Below are 20995 nucleotides of genomic sequence, written 5' to 3'. Positions count from 1 at the left end.
GCTTTCGACATGCGAAGTAAAAGCGAGGCAGTCCGCAACCGCATCCTTGATGTCGCGGGCGAAATGTTTCTTCGAAACGGCTACGGATCCGTAAATATGTCCCATATTTCCGCAGCGTTGGGCGGATCAAAGACGACATTATACAATCATTTTCCGACAAAGGATCTTCTATTTCAGGCGTATATGCTACAACAGGGCAAAGACCTTTTCGACGCTCTGGCGGACATCAAGCTTGTTGCCGGCGATACGCGCGGAACACTGATCCGGTTCGGATGTGCATATCTCAGACTTGTGCTGTCGCCGAAGGCTATCGCCACGAACCGCCTCGTCATCGGAGAGTGCGAGCGCTTTCCCGAACTCGGCCGGATTTTCTACGAGACCGGCGTCCGGATTACGATCGACAAGATCGTCGAGATGATGGAAGCCCTCGACAGGCACAGCTTGCTGCGCGCCGAAAATACGCACCTCGCGGCCATGACGTTCAAAGCAATGATGGAGATGGATCTCTCAGAGAAGTCGATGTGGGGCGTTATCGACCCGCCGGACGAGGCGTCCATCCTCCAATCCGTCACGACGGCCGTCGACGCTTTTCTGAACCACTTCGGCCAACGCGCATAGACTTTGCCGGAGTGCCGTATTTCCGCGCGGATGGGATCGGATTACGTGCCACGCCGCGGACGCGGACGCGGAAGCGGATGCTTGGAAACGGTGGTGCACGGACGATTGCGCCCATGCACCACCAAACATCCGCCCCGCGCCATCACGCGCGTCCGCCACGTGGACGGCGGTTCGCGTGGAAGGTAGCCCGTCAGTTCAGGCCGAGCTTGCCGCGCAGGGTCGAGAGATCCTCGGCCAGCGTGTTGACGGCGCTGGCGAGCACCTTACGGTCGGCGTCGGTGAGCTTGTCGTAGGGCTCGTAACCCTCGGCGGTCTTGTACTTCGCGAGCGTCGCGTCGACGGTGGCGAAGTTGTCCGAAACCTTCTTCACGAAGGCCGGGTCCTGCTTCTGGATCAGCGGCTCGACGAGCTCGAAGATCTTCTTGGCACCGTCGGAGTTCGCCTGGAAATCCCACAGATCGGTGTGGCTGTAGCGATCTTCCTCGCCGGAGATCTTGGTGGCGGCGACCTCTTCCATCAGGGCGGCGGCGCCACCGACGACCTTGTCGGGAGGCAGCGTCAGGTCGGCGATGCGCTTGTCGAGCGACTCGACGTCGGCCATCAGCTTGTCGGCGATCGGCGCGAGGCCGGCCGTCGAGTTCTGAACCCAAAGGCCGTATTCGAGACGGTGGAAGCCCGGGAAGGCTGGGTCCTTCTCCTTCTTCTCGTAGTCGTCGGCGCGGGAATCGATCGAGGAATCGAGGTCGCTGAAGAGTTCGGCGATCGGCTCGACGGCCTCGTAGCTCATCCGGGTCGACGCGAACAGCGACTTCGCCTTGGCGACGTCTCCCGCCTTGATGGCGTCGGTGAAGGCGCGCGTATCGGAGACCAGCGTCTGCAATTTCTCGGAGACGTAGATCTTGTAGTCCGCGATCGGTTCCACGAGATCGAGCGTCGCCGCTTGCTCGGTGGCCATCGCATGACCGGACAACAGGGCCGCAAACGCGACCACGGCAGGCAGATGCCTCAACTTCATCACCGGGCTCCTCGTCAGGTGGGGGTTGCTTCGCTCTTGCGCGCCGCCTCGATCAGGGTGCGGCCGAGATAATCACCGGGCCCCTGCGCGCCCGGCAGCACGTAGAAATAGCCGCCGCCGATCGGCTTCAAATATTCCTCGAGCGGCTCACCGTTGAGGCGCGTCTGCACCGTGATGAAGCCCTGCTCGAGATCGGCTTGGTAACAGATGAACAATAGGCCCTGCTCGATCTGGCCGGACTTGCTGACGCCGTTCGAATAGTTGAAGGGTCGCCGCAGGATTCGGTTCTTCTCGGTCAGGGCGGTGCGCGGATTGGCGAGGCGGATGTGGGCATCGAGCGGCGTCACCTTGCCGGTCGGATCGCTCGCATAATCGGGCACGTCGTGTTCGCTGCGGCCACCGAACGGGGCGCCGCTCATCTTCTCGCGGCCGATGATGTCCTGCTGCTCCGCGAGCGGGGTGCGGTCCCAGCGCTCGACGAAATTGCGGATGATCCGCACCGCCTGATAAGAGCCGCGCTCAGCCCAGGCCGGTTCGCCGTGACCGGCGCCCACCCAGACGAGCGCGCGCATCAAAGCCGTGTCGGCGGAATCGGGATTGGCCGACCCGTCGCGGAAGCCGAGGAAGTTGCGCGCGCTCTGCGGGCGGCCGTCCGCGGCCGGCGGCAGCACGGGCACGTTGCCCTCCTGCTTCCAGCGCAGGACGAGCTTGTCGGGCATCATCTTCACGATGTCCCTAAGCGCGTGGATGTTCGTGTCCTGGGTGTTGGCGCAGAATTGCAGGACGAGATCGCCGTGGCAGAGGTCCGCGTCGAGCGCATCGTTCGGGAACTTCGTCATGCGCTGTAGCTGCTTCGGCTTCAGCGGCTTGAGCCAGATCCGGTCCTCGAACAGCGAGTCGCCGAGCGAGACGGTGATGGTCAGGTTGTCGGGGGTGACCACGGGCCCGAGGATGCCGGAATCGGCCGGCGGCAGCTTCGGGTTCAGTTCCGGCGGCGTGCCGCCCTGGGTCAAAAAGACGATCCGTTCGGTCAACTGGCGAAACAACGCGTCGAGATCGGCCGGCTTGTCGGCGACGACCGTGAACGAGGCGATCATGCCGTTCGCGGGACGCGGCGTGACGATGCCCTGCTGGTGATCGCCGTAGAAAGGCCAGCGCTCCAGGATGGAGGGCGCGCTCTTCGGCGCATCGGTGACGTTGCCGGCGACGTCGCTCGCCGCGTGGGCCATCGTCGGGGCGAGCGCCCCGCCGGCCGCGGCCGCGCCGACGCCGATGAGGAAACGGCGCCGCGTCTCGTCGACGGGAGCCGCCGAAGGGTTGGAGATCTTCATCGCATCATTCCACGGAAAGGGCTTTGGAAGCCGCGTCCAGGCTGTCGGCCAGGGCGCGGAAATCGTCGGCGAGCGCCTTGCGCTGTGCTGCGTCCACGGTGTCGTAGGCGGGGTAGCCCTGGGCACCCTTGAGCGTGGCGAGGGCGGCCTGCGCCTTCGTCATCGCCTGATCGAGCGCCGTGCCGACCGCCGCCGCCGAGGCCGGCAGGATCGGCCGGATCAGCGCGACCGTTTTGCCGATCCCGGCGAGGCTCGCGTCGAGATCGGCGAGGTCGGTGTGGGCGTAGATCGCTTCACCGCTCTCGATTCTGCCGTCGGCGAGCCGGCGGGCGAGCCGCGCACTGTTCTCGGTCAGGTCCGCGGGCGTCAGTTTGAGTGCCTTGAGTCGTGTCTGGAGCTCGGTCGCGTCGGTCACGAGCTTGTCGGCGACCGGCGCGAGCCCGACCGTGCTGCTCTGCGTGAACAGGCCGTATTCGATGCGGTGGAAGCCGGTGAAGGCCGGGTCCTGCTCGCGCTTTTCGAGGAAGGCGGCGCCGGGATCGATGGCGTTCTGGAGATCGGACCAGCGGCCGACCAAGGCCTCGATCCGCCGATAGGGCTCGCGCGCCGGCTCGTAGAGGGCCTTCGACTGGGCAAGATCGCCCGCCTGGATCGCCGCGTCGAGCTTCTTCGTCGCCGAAACGAGGCTCATGCTCTGCAGGACGAGATAGACCTTGTATTCGGACAACGGTCCGATGAAGGCCTTGAGATCGACGCCCGTCTTCGCCGCGGCATCGGATTCGGCCGACGGCGTGACGGTGAGCGTGCCGCGCGGGTTGGAGAGCAGGCCGCAGGTGATCTCGTAGGAGCCCGGCTTCAGGGTCGCCGTCAGCGTCTGGCTGAAGCCCGGCAGGATGTTCTCCCGCTCCTCGACGACCATGATGCCGTCGAGGATTTCCCACTCGACCGGCCGGGTGGAGGCATTGTGGATGGCGAAAGTGCGCCGCCCGGCCGGCACAGTCAGCGCGTTCGGCGTGCAGGCCTTGTCCCCGATCTCCACCGCGATCGCGCCGTCGTTCACCGGCGTGCGCTTCGAGACGGTCGCGAAGTAGAACAGCGCACCACCGGCCGCGACGAGGATCGCGGCGCCGGCGATGGCGAGCGGCAAGAAGCGGGGCGGCGCGGATTGCGAGGGAGACGACTTGTTCATGAGCGGGATCCGCGAGCGGCCGCCGACGCCCCACCGTGACCCGCCGTCCCGTGCGGACGGAGGAACAGATAGAGGCTCACGACGAGGAAGACGACGTAGACGAGAACCTCGCCGATCGTCGGCGTGTCCTGATAATTGAAGAGGCCGGCGAGGAGCGTTCCGAGCGGGCCGGACGCCGGCAGGATGCCGCTGGTGTCGTAGGCCTGAGTCTGGAGGCCGTTCCACAGCCCCGCCTCGTGCAGGCTACGCACGGAGCTCGCGAGAATGCCGGCCGCGACGATCAGGATGAAGGCGCCGGTCCAGCGGAAGAAGCGCCGAAGATTGAGGCGGACGCCGCCGACATAGATAAGGTAGCCGATCACGACCGCGCAAAGCAGGCCGGCCAAGGCGCCGAGCGGAGCGGCAGGCCCGGTGCTCTGCTGGAAGATCGCGAGCAGGAAGAACACCGACTCGAGCCCCTCGCGCGCCACCGCGAAGAAGACCATGCCGATCAGCGCCCAAGTGGCACTCAGGGGCGTGGCGTTCGCCGCGTCCGCGCTGGCGAAGACCGCCTCGATCGAATGCTGGAATTCCGACTTCATGGAGCGCGCCGCCTTGCGCATCCAGAAGACCATCGAGACGAGAACGCAGACGGCGACGAGGCCGACGATCGCCTCGAACAGTTCCTGCTGCTTTTGCGGAAACTCGGCGCTGAGGATCTGCAAGGCCGCCCCGGCGAACAGCGAGAGCGCGACCGCGAGCAATATCCCGAGCCAGACCGCCGGCATCCATTGCGTGCGACCGGTCTGCTTCAGGTAACTGGCGATGATGCCGGTGATCAGCGCCGCCTCGATGCCCTCGCGCAGCATGATCAGGAAGGAAGCGAGCATCCGATTTCCCTTCTCTCATCCAACAAGGACGAGAAGTCTTCGGTTCGCTCGATTATACCCTTTACGGCGCCTGCTCAAGATATCATTGCGACTAAGCTTTATATTGGAATTGTTACAATACCAAACTCAGCGTTGTTGGCAAATATTGCTGAACATTTCTGAAACAGATCACAATTCCGGCAAGCGTTGAGAGCGGCAGGACGCGATCACCGTGGCGACGCAGCGCCCGCCTGATATGGTGCGTGCGCGGAGAGCCCGTCAGCCCCGGTCGGCGCTCGCCGCGGATCAATCCGATCGTTCGATCCGCCTCGCCTTGCCGGAGTTCCTCATGACCAACCGTCCCGCCCTCGACGCCGCCCGCCTCGACCGTGCCGTCGCCACGCTGCCCGAACGCTTCCGCGGCCCCGGCGGCGCGGTCGCCGTGGTGAAGGACGGCGAGGTCGTGGTGCGCCATGCGTTCGGCTATTCCGATCTCGAGGCCCGCATCCCGTTCGCGCCGACGACCCTGGTGCCGATCTGCTCCATCACCAAGCAGTTCACCTGCGCGCTGATGCTCGACCTCGTCGGCGATCCGGCTTTGCTCGATGCGGCGGTCGCGGCCCAGATGCCGAAGCTGCACGGGCCGGTGCCGACGGCGGCGAACCTCGCCGACAACCAATCAGGCCTGCGGGATTATTGGGCGCTCACGGTGCTGTGCGGCGCCGCACCCGAGGGCGAGTTCCGCCCCGAGGACGCCAAGACGCTGATCGGGCGGACCACCTCGCTCCATTTCGCGCCGGGCACCCGCTATTCCTACTCGAACGGCAATTTCCGCGTGCTTGGCACGGCGCTCGAGGCCCATGCAGGCAAGCCGTTCGAAGAGCTGCTGATGGAGCGGATCGTCCGGCCCGCCGGCATGGAGACGGCGGTCTATGGTCCGGAGACGCGCACCGTGCCCGGCGGCGCGGTCGGCTATGACGGCGATCCCAATTACGGCTTCGTGCCCGGCATCAACCGCATCCATTGGAGCGGCGACGCCGGCCTGTGCGCCTCGCTCGACGACATGATCGCCTGGGAGCGCTTCATCGATCGCACCCGCGACGAACCGAACGGCCTCTATCGCCGCCTCTCCCATCCGACCACGTTCGCGGATGGCAACCCCGCCCAATATGGCCTCGGGCTCTCGCGCACGCTGCGCAACGGACGGGTCGTGACCGGACACGGCGGCGCGCTCCGCGGCTGGCGCAGCCATCGTCTCCACCTCGCCGACGCGCGGCTGTCGGTCGTGGTGCTCTTCAACCATGCCGGGGATGCCCGCGGCGCCGCGCTCTCGGTTCTCGCCGCCGCGCTCGGGGAGGATGCGCCGCAAGCCACGGGGTCGGACGTCCATGCCAGCGCGTTCGCCGGCAGCTTCCTCGACGAGGAGACCGGCCTCCTGCTCGACCTCGCGCCGCTGCCGGGCGGAAAAGTCTCGGCGCGGTACGGCACGGGCGCGGAGATCCTCACGGTCAGCACGGACGGCGTCGCCCGCAGCGACGGCATGGTCCTCGTCCATGCCGGTGCCGGCCTCCGCCTGGAGCGGCCTGCCGACAATCTCGCGACCCGGCTCTCTCCGGTCGAGGGCGAGGCGGCGCGCGACATCGACGGCGTCTATCGCTCCGACGAGCTCGGCTCAACGCTCACCGTGACCTCCGCGGGCGGCGCGCTCTATGCCGCGTTCGACGGGTTTCTCGGCAAGGGTGCGGCACAGCCGCTCTATCCGGTCGGACGCGATGTCTGGCGGATGCCGTGCCAGCGCTCGCTCGATGCCCCCTCGCCCGGCGATTGGACGGTCCTCGTGCGCCGCGACGACAAGGGCGCGGTTGTCGGCGTGACCTTCGGCTGCTGGCTCGCGCGCAACGTCGCGTTCGACAAGGCCTGAGCCGGTCTCTCGAAAACGGCGACGCCGCAGCCCGGGGAGACCCGAACCGCGGCGTCGAGGATGCGGCGAGACAAGGGATCGGGGAGACTCGCCCGATCAGAAGTCGAAGTTGCCGATGTTCTCCTTGGTGAAGACGAACGGCTGGCCGAGCAGGATCTCGCTGCCGTTGATCACCTTGAGCTCGCCGAGCTTGCCGGCCTTCACCGAGGTGTCGCCCGGCTTCAGGGTGCCGTCGGCGGTCGCGCGCATCACGTAGGCCGCGGCATAGCCGAGATCGACCGGATTCCACAGCACGACGGACTTCACGCAGTCCTTCTGGACGTAGGGCTTCATGGCGTTCGGCGTGGCGAGGCCGACGACCGCGACCTTGCCGCACTGGCCGGCCTGGGTCACGGCTTCCGCCGAGGCGGGCGTCGCGACGGAGGTCATGCCGAAGATGCCCTTCAGCTTGTCGCCGTACTTGTTGATGAGGGTCGTCGCCTGGTTGAAGGACAGGTTGTTGTCCTCCTGGGCCTCGACCGTCTCCAGCCACTGCAGCTTCGGATGGCACTTCGCGGCGTAGGCGGCCATCTCCGCGATCCAGCGCGCCTGGTTCGGCGTGGTGAAGGTCGAGGTGACGATGGCGACGCCCGCGTCCTCGCCGGCTTCCTTCGCCATGTTGTCGATCAGCGCCTTGGCGATGCCGTTGAACTGGGCCTGATTGACGAACCACTGACGGGCGTCGTGGGTCGCGTCGGCATCGTAGCCGACGACGTTGATGCCCTTCGAGAGCGCCTTCTTCAGCACCGGCGCGATCGCCACGGGATCGTTGGCGGCGAACAGGATGCCGTCCACGCCCTGGGTGATGTCGTTGTCGATGAAGGTGATCTGCTCGTCGATGTTGGCCTTGTTCGGGCCGTCGGTGGTCGCCTTCATGTTGCCGATCTCGGCGGCGGCCTCGGCGATGCCCTTGGAAGTGGCGTTGAAGTAGCCGATGCCGATCAGCTTCGGCACGTCGACGACGGTGATCTCCTTGCCCTTGCGGTCCGGCGCGTTGGTCGGCGTGCCGCCGTCATAGGGCTTCGCTTCCGGGGTCGCCGGCGTCGCGTCGCAGGCGAGCGGGTTGGTCGGCAGGTCGTCGCCGCCGGTCCACGGCGAGGCGGCATAGGCCGTTCCGGCCATCAGGCCGACCGTCAGCACGGCGGCCAGGGTGAGCGTCTTCATCTTTTTCTCCTCCGCATCAGGTTGGGCCGGTTTCGCGCCGCGGGGCGGGCGCGCGCTCCGGTCCCTTGTTTCAGTTCCCGCCCCTGTTCCGGTCGATGAGGGCTCCGGCGAGGATCGCCGCGATGAGCACCACACCGATGACCACGATGGTTCCGTCGCCCTTCACGCCGGAGAGCGACAGGCCGTTCTTCAAAGCCTGGATGAGCACGAGCCCGAGCACCGTTCCGGCGATCGTCCCCTTGCCGCCGAAGATGCTGGTGCCGCCGAGCACGACCGCCGTGATGACGTCGAGCTCGATGCCGGTTCCCATGTCGGAGCGAGTGGTCGTCACCCGCGAGACGAAGATCACGGCGGCGAGCGAGGCGAGGAAGCCGGTGCCGGCATAGATCGCGAGCTTTACGCGATCGACGCGGATGCCGGAGAAGCGGGCCGCCGTCTCGTTGGCGCCGATCGCATAGGTCGCGTAGCCGAACTTGGTGCGGCCGAGCACGATCGCGGCGACCGCGATCAGGATCACCAGGGTCCAGAGCTGCACCGGCACGCCCAGCACCTCGCCCTGGCCGAAGAAGAAGAACCATTCCGGATAGCCGCGCACCGAGCGCGCCTGGCTGATGCCTTCCGCGAGCCCGCGATAGAGCGCGAGGGTGGCAAGCGTCGTGATCAACGGCGGCACGCGGAAGCGGGTGATGACGTAGCCGTTGAGCGCGCCGGCCGCGGTGCCGCAGACCATCGCGGCGACGATCGCGAGCGGCAGCGGCATGCCGACATTGTGCCAGAACACGCCGAGCAGGATCGCGGTCAGGCCGAGGATCGAGCCGACCGAGAGATCGATGCCGCCGGTGACGATGACGAACGTCATGCCGAGCGCCACGAGCCCGACCTCGGCCATCAGCCGGCCCTGGTTCAGCAGGTTGTCGACCGTGAAGAACTTGTTGGTGATGTTGGCGAGCACCGCGAGCGCGATGATCGTGATGATCGCGAGGACGGTTTCGTACCGCAGCAGGCCGGCATGGTCGCGCCCCTTGCGGGCTTCGAGTGCCTTGGTCATGTGGCGCGCCTCCGGCGGATCATGTCGGCCATCACGGTGGCGAGGATCAGCAGCGCCAGCACCGCGCGCAGCCAATAAGCGGACACGTTGAGGAAGATCAGGCCGGAGCCGATGGTGGCGAACAGGATCGCCGCGAGCGTCGAGCCGATCACCGTACCGGTGCCGCCGAGGATCGAGACGCCGCCGATCACCGAGGCGGTGATGATGGTGAGCTCGAGGTTGGGCGGCACGGTCGATTGGATGACCTGGAGCTGGGTCGCAAACAGGATGCCGGCGATGCCCGCGAAGAGGCCGTGGACCGCGAAGGCGCCGACCGTGACCCGCGCCGGATCGATGCCCGCCGCGCGCGCCGCCTCGACATTGCCGCCGACCGCATAAATCGAGCGCCCGGCATCGGTGGCGCGCATCAGGAAGGCGGCGATCGCGGTCAGGATCACCATGAACCAGACCGTCGAGGGGATGCCGAACGGCCGCATCTGGGCGATCATGAACTCCGGCGGCATGCCGCTGATCCACGTACCGCCGGTCGAGATGATGAGCCCGCCCTTGAGGATGGACAGCATGCCGAGCGTGACGACGATCGAGGGGATGCGGGCATAGGCGACGAGGGCACCGACGAGGGCGTTGATCACCATCGCGACGAGGATCGGCAGGCCCCAGGCGATCGGGAGCGGATAGCCCTTGACCGCGAGCGTGCCTGCGATGGTGGCGACGACCCCGATCAGAGCGCCGACGGACACGTCGATGTGACCGCAGATGATGATGACCGACATGCCGATCGCGGCGACCGCGATGTAGGCGTTGCCGGCGATGATCGAGTTGACGTTGGTGTTGGTGAGGAAGCGCGGATTGATCGCGCTCACCACGACGAAGATCACCACGATCGCGAGCGCGACGATGATTTCCTGGCCGTAGCCGGACGTGAAGCGACGGAACGCCGAGCGGCCGATGGTGGGGGACGCGGAGCTCATGCAGCCTCCCGCGGCGCGTTCGAGGCGGTCATCGCGGCGCCGACCGCTTCGGGGGTCGCGGCCGCGCCGGCGAATTCGGCGACGATGCGGCCGGCGCGCATGACGAGGATGCGGTCGCTCAAGCCCAGCACCTCCGGCAGTTCGCTCGAGATCATCAGGATCGCCATCCCCTCCCCGGCGAGCCGGCGGATGAGCTGATGGATCTCGGCCTTGGCGCCGACGTCGATGCCGCGCGTCGGCTCGTCGAGGATGAGGATGCGCGGCTTGGTGGCGAGCCACTTGCCGAGCACCACCTTCTGCTGATTGCCGCCGGAGAGCTGGCGCGCGATCTGGGCCGGTCCGCGCGCGCGGATGCCGAACTGGGTGATGGCGTCCCGCGCGGCCCGGAACACCGCCCCGGTGTCGACGAAGGGCCCGCGCGAGAGCAGGTCGAGATTGGCGAGCGCGATGTTCTCGGCAATGGTCTGCGACCGCACGAGGCCTTGAAGACCGCGATCCTCGGGCACATAGGCGATGCCGAGCGCGATCGCCGCCTCCGGCGAGGACACCCGCACCTCGCGCCCCTCGACGAGGATCGAGCCCCCGGTGGCCGGGGTGATGCCGAACAGCGTCAGCGCCGTCTCGGTGCGCCCCGATCCGATCAGACCGGCGAGGCCGACGATCTCGCCGGCGCGCAGATCGAAGGAGATGTCGCGCACCACGTCGCGGTGGCTCACCCCTTTCAAGGTGAGCATCACCTTGCCGGTCTCGCCCTGCTTCGGCGGATAAAGCTTGTCGATCTCGCGCCCGACCATCATCGAGACGAGCCGCGTTTCGTCGACCTCGCCGATGTCGCGGGTGCCGACGAGTTCGCCGTCGCGCAGCACGGTGACGCGGTCGGACAGCGCGAAGATCTCCGGCATGCGGTGGCTGACATAGATGATCGCGACGCCGTCCGCCTTGAGCTTGCGGACGATGTCGAGCAGGCGCTGCACATCGGCCTCGACGAGCGCGGCGGTCGGCTCGTCCATGATGAGGACGCGGGCGTCCTGAGCGAGGGCCCGGGCGATCTCGACGCGCTGGCGGTTGGCGACGGAAAGCGCGCCCACCCGGGAATCGACGTCGAGTTCCGGGCAATCGAGGCGGTCGAGCAGTTCGCGCGCGCGGCGCCGCATCGTCTGCCAATCGATCAGGCCGGCCGACGTCTTCGGCGTCTGGCCGAGAAAGACGTTCTCGGCGACCGTCAGGTCCGGAAACAGGAGCAATTCCTGGTGAACCGTCGCGATGCCGGCGGCATGCGCCTCGCGCGGCGAGGCCAAGGTGGTGGTGACGCCGCGGATCGCGATCTCGCCGGTGTTCGGCTGGTGAAGGCCGGCCATCACCTTGATGAGGGTCGACTTGCCGGCGCCGTTCTCGCCGAGCAGGGCATGGACTTCGCCGGCACGCACGTCGAAATCGACGCCCTTGAGCACCGTGACGCCCGAGAACGATTTCGAGATCCCGCGCAAACTGAGCACGGGGACGGGATCGGCGCTCATGACGCGCTCCTCATCGGCCGTATCCTCTCCTCGATCCCGGGCAGCCACGCCCCGGCATCGTTTCGGGCTGTCCGCCTGTCGGCGGCCGCCTCTGTTCTCAGCGGTGCCCGGCGAGGGCCCGCCATTGGTCTCGATACGCGGCCAAGCCCGCCACCGGGATCGGCTCGACTGCGCGGCACGTCTCGGCGAACGGCGAACGGCCCGTCGCCTCGAAAGCGAGCGCCGCGGCGCCGCAGGCGCTGCCGTTTGGGTTCGATCCGACCAGTACCGCCTGGTCCGGCCGCAGCGCCGCGACGAGCCCGGTGAAGGCCGGGATGCGGGCGAGGCCGCCGTCGACGATGATCGCCCCGGCGGAGCGCGTCAGATCGAGGGTGAGATCGGTCATCATCACGACGTAGAGGAGTGCGAGGGCGGCGCGCTCCTCGTCGCCCTCGACCTCCCCCACGATCCGCCCCTCGGCGCCGGGAAAAGGTCCGCCGGAGGCGAAGGAGGGCAGCGCGAACGCGCCGCGAGCCACGAGCGCCGCCAGAAGCGCGGGCTCGATCGGACGCTTGAGGCCGCCGGAGATCACGTCGAACTCGCGCCCGCCCATGAAACGGGCGGTCGCGACCCCACCGCCGTCGACGGCGACGTTCGCGAGCATGTCGCGGGTCTCGTCGAGGGCGTCGAGCGGGCAATCCGGGTTCATCACGATGACCCAGGTGCCGGTCGAGACCATCGTGAAGTCGCGATAGCCGAGCGCCCGGTAGAAATAGAGCGAGGCGTTGCTGTCGTGGACGCCATTGTGCACGGCGACGCTGCGGGATGAGCCGTCGGCCAGGGGCAGATCGAGGGTCCCGACCACGGCGCCGGCGCGGGCGAGCGGGGGCATCTTGGCACGCCATCCGCGCGCATCGACGAGGGACGAATAATCCTCGGCGAGCGGCGCCCAGACGTGGCTGTGGCAGCCGAGATAGGAGATTTCGCCGACCGCGCGCGCCGACAGGCGCCACGTCCAGAACTGCGGATAGCACAGGATCGCCTCGGCCCGCGCCACCGCGTCCGGCACGACATCCTCGACCCAGAGGATGTGCCGGCCGAAATTGAAGCCAAGCGGCAACCGCGGCGAGAAGGTCTCGGCGAAGGGCGGGACGAGCGGATCGATGCGCGCGGCGACGTCCGCCGGCGGCTCCTGCTCGTAGTCGAGCACCGGATGGGTGAGTTCACTCACGCCGGCGAGCGCAAAGGTGCAGCCATGACCGGACACGACCACGCCTTCGACGCCATGCGCGAGGACCGCCGCGGCGAGCTCGGCGCGCATCCAGCGCTCGAGCGCGACGTCGTCGAGCACGCGGAATGTCTCGTGCTGGCGCCAGGACGGCGCGGTGCGGCTTTCCGCGACGACGCTGCCGTCCGCGGAGAAGACCATCAGCTTCGAGTTCGTCTTGCCGAGATCGAAGACGGCGATCGCTCCCGCGGCACTCATGCGGCGGCTCCCTGAATGGCACCGGCGTACGCGGCGCCCGCCTGGGACGCGGTCGGCGCATCGGCGATCAGGATCGCGACACCCGCCGCCTCCAGCATCGCGGCGTCGGCGTCGGAGAGGCCGCTATCGGTAATGATCCGACCGATGCGCTCGAGCGGCAGCACCGCATGGCGGGCGCGGATCGAGAACTTGCGGCTGTCGGCGAGCAGAATCACCTCGTCCGCGCAGTCGCCGAGCTGGCGGATCGATTTGACGAGCAGCGGATGGGATTCGAGGATGCCTTCCGCCCCGATCCCTTGCGCTCCGACGAAGAATTTCGACGCGTAATAGGCAGGCACCGCATCCGCACCGTAGATCAGCCGCGGCTCGCGGTAGACGTCGCCCCCGGCCACCGTGAGCTGGCAGATGCCCTGCTCGCCGAGATAAGCCGCGAGCGGCATCGAATTCGTATAGATGCGCACGCTGCGCTGGGCGAGCAGCACACCGAGATTGTAGCAGGTCGAGCCGCCGTGAATGATGAGGGTGTCGCCGTCGGCGACGAGGCTCGACGCCTTCGCCGCGATCGCCCGCTTCTGATCGACCGCAATGTCGCGGTTCTCGCTGTAGGGCAGCGCCGGCCGCTGACCGGGCGCGATCGCGGCGGCCGAGGCGATGCCGCCATAGACCTTGCGAACCTGACCCCGCTCGTGCAGCTTATCGATATCGCGACGAATGGTGGCGGCGGAAACCCCGAATGCTTCCTGGAGATCGCGCACGGAGGCGAACGGACGCTCGGCCAACAGGTCGACGATGGCATGATGCCGATCGGACTCCGTCACCGCTCGCCTCCCCTGTTCCGTTTTGTCATTCTTTGCGACACTATCATCACAGTTCCGCGGGCCTGACAAGCGGGATGATCTATCTTCTTCACAATTGACGGAGATACGTCGCGTGATGCATATGTTGCATCATCAGCGCCTGTCGATGCCGGACGGACATCGAGGCGGAGCCGGACCAAGGCCGCTCGCCATGACACAACAAGAAAATGCTCCTGCCCTGCCGGACAGCCTGCCCGATTATCCGGCCTTCCTCGCGCTCTCGGCCCGGATCGGCCGGGACATCACGCGCACCCAGGGCGCCGGCGGCAACACGTCCATCAAGGACGGCGACACCCTCTGGGTGAAGGCCTCCGGCACCTGGCTCCAGAATGCCGAAACGAACCCGATCATGGTCCCGGTCGACGTGCCGCGGATGCGGGCGGCGCTCGCCTGCGATCCCGGCGCGGCCGAGGACGTCGCTGCCTTCGTCCGCACCGACCTCAACCAAGCCGGGTTGCGGCCGTCCATCGAGACGAGCTTCCACGCCGTCATGCCCCAGCGGGTGGTCGCGCACTTCCACTGCGTCAACACCATCGCGCTCGCGGTCCTGAAGCGCGGCGAGGCGCTGATCGGCGCCCGGCTCGCGGCCGCGGTGCCGGATCTGACCTGGCGCTTCGTGCCCTATTGCCGCCCGGGCGTTCCGATCGCCCTCGCCATGTGCGCGGCCGGCGGCTCGGCCGACATCTGGGTGCTCGGCAATCACGGCATCGTCATCGGCGGCCCGGACGTCGCGACCGTCGCGGAGCGGATCGAGCGGGTGACCGCCGCCCTCGCGCAGACGCCGCGCCCCGCCGGCGCGCCGGACCTCGCCCGCCTCGAAGCCCTCGCCGAGGGCACCGCCTATGCCCCGGTCGGGGATCCGGCGAGCCACGCTCCCGCCCTCTCGCCCGACAGCCTGCCGATCGCGCTCGGCGGCCCGCTTTATCCCGATCACGTCATCTTCCTCGGCGAGCGGGTCGGCCGCCTCGACGCGGGCCAGACCGTCGCCGACGTGCTCGCCGCCTTCGCCGCCAACGGCTGGCCGGCACCGAAGGTCATCCTGGTTCCCGGCGCGGGCGTGCTCGTCGCCCGCGACCTGACCCCGGGCGGGCTCACGATGGTGCGCTGCCTCGCCGAGGTCACCGCCCGCGTGCCGCTCGGCGAGCCGATCCACGTGCTCGATCCCAAGGCCTGCTGGGCACTCACCCATTGGGAGGCGGAAACCTACCGCCAGGGCCTCGACCGCGGGCGCCGTTCGTGACCGAGGCCACCTCGTCCGCCTTCGCGATCGGCATCGACATCGGCACGTCGGGCGTGCGCGCCGTCGCCCTCGACCGGGCCGGGCAGACCGTCGCGACCGCCTCGCACCCGTTCGAGACCCCTGCCGAGGTGCGCCGCCCGGCCGCGTGGTGGGCCGGGGTAGAGCATTGCCTCGGCGCGCTGCGATCTGCCACGCCCCTCGACGGCGTGGCCGGGCTCGCGGTCGACGGCACCTCCGGCACCGTGCTCGCGCTCGATGCCGCCGGCGCACCCATCGGCGATGCCCTGCTCTACAACGATCGCTGCACCGATCCGGCCGCGCTGGCGGCGATCGCCGCCGCCGCGCCGGCGGATAGCCCCGCCCTCGGCGGCACGAGCCCGCTCGGCAAGGCGATCGAACTCGCGCACCGGCCGGGCACCGTGCGCATTCTCCATCAGGCCGACTGGGTCGCCTCCCGGCTCGGCGACGGCATCGTCGTCTCCGACGAGAACAACGCGCTCAAGACGGGCTACGATCTCCAAACGGAAAGCTGGCCCGCCTGGATCGCGGCGACCGGCTTCGATGTCGGCCTGCTGCCGCCGGTGCGCCGCGTCGGCACCGGGCTCGGTGCGGTCGGCGCCGCGGGACGCGCCCTCGGCCTGCCCGCCGCCGCGATCGTCCATGCCGGGACGACGGACGGTTGCGCGTCGTTCCTGGCGACCGGCGCCCGCGAGGTCGGTGACGGCGTCACCGCGCTCGGCTCCACCCTCGTTCTGAAGCTGCTGTCCGATCGTCCCGTTTTCGCCTCGGACTACGGCATCTACAGCCACCGCATCGGCGACCTGTGGCTTCCCGGCGGCGCCTCCAACAGCGGCGGCGCGGTGCTGAAGGCCCTGTTCGGCGACGCCGCAATCGAGGCGCTCTCCGCGTCGCTCGACCCCGACCATCCGACCGGGCTCGATTATTATCCCCTCGCCGCCCCCGGCGAACGCTTCCCCGTCTCCGACCCGGCCTTTCCGCCGCGCCTCGAACCGCGGCCGGCCGACGACGCGCGCTTCTTCCAGGGCGTGCTCGAAGGCATCGCCGCCATCGAGGCGCTCGGCTACCGGCGCCTCGCCGAACACGGCGCCCCCGCGCTCAAAAGCGTGCGCAGCGTCGGCGGCGGCGCCCGCAGCGCGGGCTGGACCAAGATCCGCGCCGCCCGGCTCGGCGTGCCGATGCGCGAGGCGCTCTCCACCGACGCCGCGGCCGGCGCCGCCCGTCTCGTTCTCGCGAACCACGCCCTGCCATGACCTACGCGACCGGTGTGATCGACATTGCCGGATTGATCGATCGCTATGATTGGCTGTTCGTCGACCAGTTCGGCGTGCTGCGCGGCGACGACCATGTCTACGAGGGCGCGCGCGACGCGCTCGCAGCCCTGCGCGACGCCGGCCGCAAGGTGATCGTGCTGTCGAATTCCGGCCGCAGCGGCCGCCACAACGCGGAGCGTCTCGCTCGCATGGGCATCGGACCGGATCTCTACGAGGCCTTCGTCACCTCGGGCGACGTCGCGCGCGCCCTTTTGTCGGGTGACGCCTCGCCGATCCGGCTCGCCCCCGGCAAGACCTGTCTGACCATCTCGACGAGCGGCGACACGGCCCTTGCCGAGGCGCTCGGCCTTGTGCCCGTGAGCGACGCGGCCGCCGCCGACCTCATCCTGATCGCCGGCAGCCAGGGCGAGACCGTCACCCTTGAAGCCTACCGCGACATGCTACGCCCGGCGGCGGCGCGCGGCGTCGTGGCGGTGTGCACAAACCCGGACCTCGAGAAGCTGACGGTGACCGGCACCGCACCCGCGGCCGGCGCCATCGCGGCCGAATACGAGGCGATGGGCGGGCCGGTCATCCGCATCGGCAAGCCGTTCCGCGTGATGTACGAGCACGCCTACGCCCTCGCCGGATCGCCCGACCCGAGCCGCCTCGCCTGCGTCGGCGACAGCCTCCTGCACGACGTCAAAGGCGCCGTCGATTTCGGCGTCGACGCGGTCCTTACGGCGACCGGCCTCTCGGCCGACCTGAGCCCGGCCGCGCTCGCCGATCAGACCGAACGGCTCGGCTACGCCCCGCGCTTCCTGATGCCGCGCGGCTTCAGGCCGTAGCGCCCCGACCCTCCGGCACAGGGCAGGTCGCCCCGCAGCCGCCGACGCCCGGCAGCATGTGGCGCAGGCAGCAGATGCGGCGGCGGCGCACGATCTCGCCCCCCTCCTCGACATAGCGCACGGGCTTCAACAGCGGATTGCGCGTGCCCGACGGCAGGACCGCGCAATCGAAGAAGGCGACGGCTTCGTCGATCGCCGCGCCGCGCGCCGCGAGCGTCAGCTCGCTGCGACGGCGATGCATCTCCTGCACGATCCACTCGAAATAGCCGGCGACGTTGCTCCAAAGAAGTTTCGGTGCGAGCCCGGCATGAGCCGCGATGGCCGCGATCATCGGCGCGAGATGGGCCTCGATCATCGTCTCGAAAAGATCGGTGACCGGGCGTTCGGGCGTGCCCCGCTCGTCGCGAAAGCGGATCGCGCTCGGACCGCCGCCGGACGGATCCCAGACGAGATCCGTCGTCTCCAGAGCGGGGTCCGGCATGCGGCCGAGCACCACCATCGAGAGCCCAAGCGGGATGGTCAGCACGGCGAAATAATATTGCGACCAGAAGGAGGCGACCGCACGGCGATCGGCGCCGGGGAAAGCGGCCCCGAAATGTGCGAGACGTTCGTCGAGGACGACCGGATCGCGCAAGGCGGCGCAGGAGAGGCCGCCGCGCGGATCGGCGCTGAACAACATCATCCGTGCGTAGGGTTCCAGCTCGCCCTGGAAAAGCTCCTCGAGCGCGGCACGGATCGGCATCGGTTGCTGCGGCGAGCCCGTCATCGGCGCCGTCCCCGGAGCAGAACCATCAAGAGCGGGGCGCCGATCACCGCCGCGACGAGACCCGCCGGCATCTGGCGCGGAAAATCGATCACGCGGCCGAGCCAGTCCGCCGCCACCATCAGCGCCGCCCCCACGAGTGCGGCTCCGGCGATTTCCCCGCCGGCGCGGCGGAAGCCGAGGCGGCGGGCGAGATGGGGCGCCATCAGCCCGACGAAGCTCAAGGGTCCGACGGCCAGGGTGCCGCCGGCGGTGAGCGCCGCCGCGACGAGAAGCACGGCCCCCCGCGCCCGCGCCACATCGACGCCGACGGCCGATGCCGTGCGTGCGCCGAGCGGCATCAGGTCGAGCCAGCGCGCGAGCAAGGGGGCGACAGCCGCCAGAACGAGTGCGAGGCCGAGCGCCATCAGGGCAGCGTGGCCGTCGACCCCGTAGGTCGAACCGGCAAGCCAATTGAGCATGCGCAGCGCCCGCGGATCGCCGCTCGCCATCAGGACGCCGACAAGAGCGTCGAGGAGCGCCCCGAGCGCGAGCCCGGCGATCAGGACGCGTTCGGGCGCGAAGGAGGATCGCCGGTTCAAGGCGAGGATGGCGAGGAGTGCGACGAGCGCGCCGCAGCAGGCCGCCGCGAACTGTCCGAGCCTGCCGAGATCGGCGACCAAGAGGAGCACGGCGAGTAGCCCGAAGGCGGCGCCCGAGGAGATGCCGAGCACTTCCGGGCTCGCCATGGGATTGGCCGTCAAGCGCTGGAGCAGCGTGCCGGCGAGGGCGAGCATCGTGCCGGCCGCGAGCGCCGCCACGATCCGGGGCCAGCGCCAGGGCAAGGCCCGCTCCCACGCCGCAAGGTCGCCGAACGCCGTTCCCCAATGTCCGTCCGGCGTGCGGCCGACGACGAGCGCGAAGATCGTGACGAGGGCGAGGGCGGCGGCGAGGCCGAGGACCCGCCCGCGGCCGGCACGGCGGAGCACAGGTCCGGCGACCGCGGCCCGCGGCGGTTCGAAGCGAAGGCGCGGCAACATCCAGAACAGCAGCGGGGCGCCGAGGAGCGCCGTCACCGCGCCCGCGGGCAAGAGCTCGCCCCCCGCACCGGAGAGGCGCTGGACGAGTTGGTCGGTGAGCCAGAGCAGCGCCGCGCCGATGAGCGGCGCGGTCCACAGGCGCATCCGGAAAGTGCGCGCGCCCGTGAGCCGGGCGAGGGTCGGCGCGATGAGACCGATGAAGCCGATGACGCCGATCGAGGCCACGACGAAACCCGTCAGGGCGACGGCGAGCGCAAGCCCGGCGAAGCGGACCCGCGCGACCGGCAGGCCGACGCCGCGGGCCGCCTCGTCCCCGAGATCGAGCATGGCGAAAGGACGAGCGAGCACCGCGACGAAGCCCGCGACGACGATGAGGCGCGGCAGGAGGGCGACGGTCGCGGTCCAGTCCTGCTGGACCAGCGAGCCGGCCCCCCAGAGAAAGAGCCCTTCGAGATAGCGCTCGTGCAGGAGCACGAGCAGTGCCGCGCTCGCCCCGCAATAGAGCCCGACAACCAGGCCGGCGAGCACGACGTGCACCGGCGCGAAACCGTGCCGCCAGGAAAGGCCGAGCACGGCAGCGGTCGCGAGCGCCGCACCGCCGAGGGCGACGGCATCGCGCCCGAACACGAGGAGGACCGGCGCGAACAAGGTCGCGAGGGCAAGGGCGAGATGCGCCCCCGCGGCAATCCCGAGCGTCGCGGGCTCGGCGAGGGGATTGCGCAGCACCTGCTGCAGCAACGTGCCGGCGAGCGCGAGCCCAGCTCCGGCGAGAAGGGCGACGGCGACCCGCGGCAAGACGCTGAAGACAACGACAGCCTGGCCTATATCGTCGAGGTCCGGCGCAGCGAGGGCGGCGGGCCACCGCACCATCGGCAGCGCCGACGCCAGCGACATCACCGTCGCCACGATCGCCAGCAGGCCGAGCCCGCCGGCGAGTGCGATCGGCCCCCACACCGCGGAGCGGCGGGACGATCCGAACGGCAGCGTTGCGATACTCATCCCGCAGCCTCCGGAAGGGTGGCGTCCAGGATGTCCGCGAAGCGCGTCGCCGACGGCAGCGTGCCGAACATCAGCACCGTCGGCACGATGGACACGCGCCCGGCTTTGACGAGGGGCAGACGCGACCAGAGCGGACCACGGGCGAGCACCGCGCGGATATCCGGTCCGATCGGCTCGAACACGATCAGCCGCGCCTCGGGGAAATCGGCGAGCGCCTCCAGCCCGATCGTCGCGAAACCCCAATCGTTGGTCGGCCGCGCCCAGGCGTTGGCGAGCCCCACCCGGTCGAGCACATCCTGATAGAGGCTCGCGCCGCCATAGACGCGCAGATGCCGCTCATCGACGAAATTGACGAGGAGAAGCGGGGCTTGCGGCCGCGCCGCGAACCGCGACCGGAGCACCGCGAACTTCGCATCCGCCTCGGCGACGAGACGTACGGCGGCGTCCGCGCGGTCGGTGATCGCCCCGATCCGCCGCGCCGCCTCGACGGAGAGCCGCAGCGGCGCCCGCGCGTCGCTGTAGATCGGGAGCGAGACGACCGGGGCGATCGGCGCGATCAAGGCCGTGAGTTGCTCGAGATAGGGGGTCGAGAGCACGAGGTCCGGCTTCACCGCAGCGAGGACTTCGAGGTTGATCTCGCGGTCGGTGCCAAGATCGACGATTTCGGCCGGCAACGGCGGCGCCCCGACCCACTTGAGCCATTCCCCCGCCTCGGCGATGGCGATCGGTGCGACGCCGAGAGCGAGCATCGTTTGGGCGAGCCCATAATCGAGCACGGCGATGCGCCGCCCGGACTCGGCCGCGCGCGCGGGTCCAAGACCGAGGCCCGCCAGCGCAGCGAGCACGCTGCGCCGATCGAGTTCAATCATCGC

Annotated in this window: 18 protein-coding genes; 5 read left to right on the top strand and 13 right to left on the bottom strand. The window is 68.9% G+C overall.

Translation table 11 applies throughout. From position 1 onward, the window contains the following. Nucleotides 1–9 precede the first annotated feature (9 nt). Nucleotides 10–618, top strand: a complete 609-nt coding sequence (locus F0357_RS21070; protein WP_153489476.1) for a TetR/AcrR family transcriptional regulator — start codon at nucleotides 10–12, stop codon at nucleotides 616–618. Nucleotides 619–808: 190 nt separating this feature from the next. Here the strand turns inward: F0357_RS21070 and efeO (F0357_RS21065) are convergent, their stop codons facing one another. From efeO (F0357_RS21065) to efeU, 4 genes are read right to left on the bottom strand one after another with little or no spacing between them, the layout of a single operon-like run. Continuing rightward, on the bottom strand, nucleotides 809–1633 hold the full coding sequence (gene efeO, locus F0357_RS21065; RefSeq protein ID WP_153489473.1) for an iron uptake system protein EfeO: 825 nt from the start codon (nucleotides 1631–1633) through the stop codon (nucleotides 809–811). Nucleotides 1634–1647: 14 nt separating this feature from the next. After that, the gene (gene efeB / locus F0357_RS21060; RefSeq protein WP_153489470.1) at nucleotides 1648–2964 is read right to left on the bottom strand and encodes an iron uptake transporter deferrochelatase/peroxidase subunit; all 1317 of its coding nucleotides are present in this window, start codon (nucleotides 2962–2964) and stop codon (nucleotides 1648–1650) included. 4 nt (nucleotides 2965–2968) lie between these two features. Further along, the gene (gene efeO / locus F0357_RS21055; RefSeq protein WP_153489468.1) at nucleotides 2969–4153 is read right to left on the bottom strand and encodes an iron uptake system protein EfeO; all 1185 of its coding nucleotides are present in this window, start codon (nucleotides 4151–4153) and stop codon (nucleotides 2969–2971) included. Further along, nucleotides 4150–5022 (bottom strand): iron uptake transporter permease EfeU, encoded by an 873-nt coding sequence (efeU, locus tag F0357_RS21050; RefSeq protein WP_153489466.1) that lies wholly within the window; start codon nucleotides 5020–5022, stop codon nucleotides 4150–4152. Before efeU ends, efeO (F0357_RS21055) begins: the two co-directional genes overlap by 4 nt. A 328-nt stretch (nucleotides 5023–5350) precedes the next feature. On the opposite strand from efeU, the gene F0357_RS21045 reads away from it, so the two are divergent. Then, nucleotides 5351–6922, top strand: coding sequence for a D-aminopeptidase (locus F0357_RS21045; RefSeq protein WP_153489463.1), 1572 nt, complete (start codon nucleotides 5351–5353; stop codon nucleotides 6920–6922). 96 nt (nucleotides 6923–7018) lie between these two features. Here the strand turns inward: F0357_RS21045 and F0357_RS21040 are convergent, their stop codons facing one another. The 6 genes from F0357_RS21040 to F0357_RS21015 all read right to left on the bottom strand — a co-directional run bounded on the left by F0357_RS21040 (nucleotide 7019) and on the right by F0357_RS21015 (nucleotide 13944). Continuing rightward, entirely contained in the window at nucleotides 7019–8125 is a 1107-nt protein-coding gene (locus F0357_RS21040) for an autoinducer 2 ABC transporter substrate-binding protein (protein ID WP_153489460.1), read from the bottom strand. A 70-nt stretch (nucleotides 8126–8195) separates the two neighbouring features. Continuing rightward, nucleotides 8196–9173 (bottom strand): ABC transporter permease, encoded by a 978-nt coding sequence (locus F0357_RS21035; protein WP_153489458.1) that lies wholly within the window; start codon nucleotides 9171–9173, stop codon nucleotides 8196–8198. Beyond that, nucleotides 9170–10144, bottom strand: a complete 975-nt coding sequence (locus tag F0357_RS21030; RefSeq protein WP_153489454.1) for an ABC transporter permease — start codon at nucleotides 10142–10144, stop codon at nucleotides 9170–9172. The genes F0357_RS21035 and F0357_RS21030 overlap by 4 nt, the downstream gene beginning before the upstream one ends. Then, entirely contained in the window at nucleotides 10141–11661 is a 1521-nt protein-coding gene (locus tag F0357_RS21025; RefSeq protein ID WP_153489451.1) for a sugar ABC transporter ATP-binding protein, read from the bottom strand. The genes F0357_RS21030 and F0357_RS21025 overlap by 4 nt, the downstream gene beginning before the upstream one ends. A gap of 97 nt (nucleotides 11662–11758) precedes the next feature. Next, nucleotides 11759–13126, bottom strand: coding sequence for an FGGY-family carbohydrate kinase (locus F0357_RS21020; protein ID WP_153489440.1), 1368 nt, complete (start codon nucleotides 13124–13126; stop codon nucleotides 11759–11761). Further along, entirely contained in the window at nucleotides 13123–13944 is an 822-nt protein-coding gene (locus F0357_RS21015; RefSeq protein WP_312861768.1) for a DeoR/GlpR family DNA-binding transcription regulator, read from the bottom strand. Before F0357_RS21015 ends, F0357_RS21020 begins: the two co-directional genes overlap by 4 nt. A gap of 190 nt (nucleotides 13945–14134) precedes the next feature. Here F0357_RS21015 and F0357_RS21010 point away from each other — a divergent pair, with 190 nt between their 5' ends. The 3 genes from F0357_RS21010 to F0357_RS21000 are packed head-to-tail and all read left to right on the top strand — an operon-like array spanning nucleotide 14135 to nucleotide 17342. Beyond that, nucleotides 14135–15223: a class II aldolase/adducin family protein gene (locus F0357_RS21010; RefSeq protein WP_153489433.1), complete on the top strand. Its 1089-nt coding sequence runs from the start codon at nucleotides 14135–14137 to the stop codon at nucleotides 15221–15223. Continuing rightward, the gene (locus F0357_RS21005) at nucleotides 15220–16494 is read left to right on the top strand and encodes an FGGY-family carbohydrate kinase (RefSeq protein WP_312861767.1); all 1275 of its coding nucleotides are present in this window, start codon (nucleotides 15220–15222) and stop codon (nucleotides 16492–16494) included. The genes F0357_RS21010 and F0357_RS21005 overlap by 4 nt, the downstream gene beginning before the upstream one ends. After that, nucleotides 16491–17342, top strand: a complete 852-nt coding sequence (locus tag F0357_RS21000; protein WP_153489424.1) for a TIGR01459 family HAD-type hydrolase — start codon at nucleotides 16491–16493, stop codon at nucleotides 17340–17342. The genes F0357_RS21005 and F0357_RS21000 overlap by 4 nt, the downstream gene beginning before the upstream one ends. On the opposite strand, the gene fhuF is transcribed toward F0357_RS21000, so the two are convergent. The 3 genes from fhuF to F0357_RS20985 are packed head-to-tail and all read right to left on the bottom strand — an operon-like array spanning nucleotide 17332 to nucleotide 20992. Continuing rightward, entirely contained in the window at nucleotides 17332–18108 is a 777-nt protein-coding gene (gene fhuF / locus F0357_RS20995; protein ID WP_153489420.1) for a siderophore-iron reductase FhuF, read from the bottom strand. The two genes, F0357_RS21000 and fhuF, sit on opposite strands and share 11 nt — an antisense overlap. Then, nucleotides 18105–20123: a Fe(3+)-hydroxamate ABC transporter permease FhuB gene (fhuB, locus tag F0357_RS20990; protein WP_153489412.1), complete on the bottom strand. Its 2019-nt coding sequence runs from the start codon at nucleotides 20121–20123 to the stop codon at nucleotides 18105–18107. Before fhuB ends, fhuF begins: the two co-directional genes overlap by 4 nt. Next, nucleotides 20120–20992, bottom strand: coding sequence for an ABC transporter substrate-binding protein (locus tag F0357_RS20985; protein ID WP_153489401.1), 873 nt, complete (start codon nucleotides 20990–20992; stop codon nucleotides 20120–20122). Before F0357_RS20985 ends, fhuB begins: the two co-directional genes overlap by 4 nt. Nucleotides 20993–20995: the final 3 nt, after the last annotated feature.

Source organism: Segnochrobactrum spirostomi (genome assembly GCF_009600605.1).
Taxonomy (GTDB): domain Bacteria; phylum Pseudomonadota; class Alphaproteobacteria; order Rhizobiales; family Segnochrobactraceae; genus Segnochrobactrum; species Segnochrobactrum spirostomi.
The sequence above is the reverse complement of the archived record's forward strand: the minus strand, read 5'-3'. Positions and strand labels throughout refer to the sequence as shown.

Coding starts and splice junctions, on each gene's coding strand:
- F0357_RS21070 (WP_153489476.1), top strand. CDS start 10: ATGCGAAGTAAAAGCGAGGCAGTCCGCAACCGCATCCTTGATGTCGCG.
- efeO (WP_153489473.1), bottom strand. CDS start 1,633: ATGAAGTTGAGGCATCTGCCTGCCGTGGTCGCGTTTGCGGCCCTGTTG.
- efeB (WP_153489470.1), bottom strand. CDS start 2,964: ATGAAGATCTCCAACCCTTCGGCGGCTCCCGTCGACGAGACGCGGCGC.
- efeO (WP_153489468.1), bottom strand. CDS start 4,153: ATGAACAAGTCGTCTCCCTCGCAATCCGCGCCGCCCCGCTTCTTGCCG.
- efeU (WP_153489466.1), bottom strand. CDS start 5,022: ATGCTCGCTTCCTTCCTGATCATGCTGCGCGAGGGCATCGAGGCGGCG.
- F0357_RS21045 (WP_153489463.1), top strand. CDS start 5,351: ATGACCAACCGTCCCGCCCTCGACGCCGCCCGCCTCGACCGTGCCGTC.
- F0357_RS21040 (WP_153489460.1), bottom strand. CDS start 8,125: ATGAAGACGCTCACCCTGGCCGCCGTGCTGACGGTCGGCCTGATGGCC.
- F0357_RS21035 (WP_153489458.1), bottom strand. CDS start 9,173: ATGACCAAGGCACTCGAAGCCCGCAAGGGGCGCGACCATGCCGGCCTG.
- F0357_RS21030 (WP_153489454.1), bottom strand. CDS start 10,144: ATGAGCTCCGCGTCCCCCACCATCGGCCGCTCGGCGTTCCGTCGCTTC.
- F0357_RS21025 (WP_153489451.1), bottom strand. CDS start 11,661: ATGAGCGCCGATCCCGTCCCCGTGCTCAGTTTGCGCGGGATCTCGAAA.
- F0357_RS21020 (WP_153489440.1), bottom strand. CDS start 13,126: ATGAGTGCCGCGGGAGCGATCGCCGTCTTCGATCTCGGCAAGACGAAC.
- F0357_RS21010 (WP_153489433.1), top strand. CDS start 14,135: ATGACACAACAAGAAAATGCTCCTGCCCTGCCGGACAGCCTGCCCGAT.
- F0357_RS21000 (WP_153489424.1), top strand. CDS start 16,491: ATGACCTACGCGACCGGTGTGATCGACATTGCCGGATTGATCGATCGC.
- fhuF (WP_153489420.1), bottom strand. CDS start 18,108: ATGACGGGCTCGCCGCAGCAACCGATGCCGATCCGTGCCGCGCTCGAG.
- fhuB (WP_153489412.1), bottom strand. CDS start 20,123: ATGAGTATCGCAACGCTGCCGTTCGGATCGTCCCGCCGCTCCGCGGTG.
- F0357_RS20985 (WP_153489401.1), bottom strand. CDS start 20,992: ATGATTGAACTCGATCGGCGCAGCGTGCTCGCTGCGCTGGCGGGCCTC.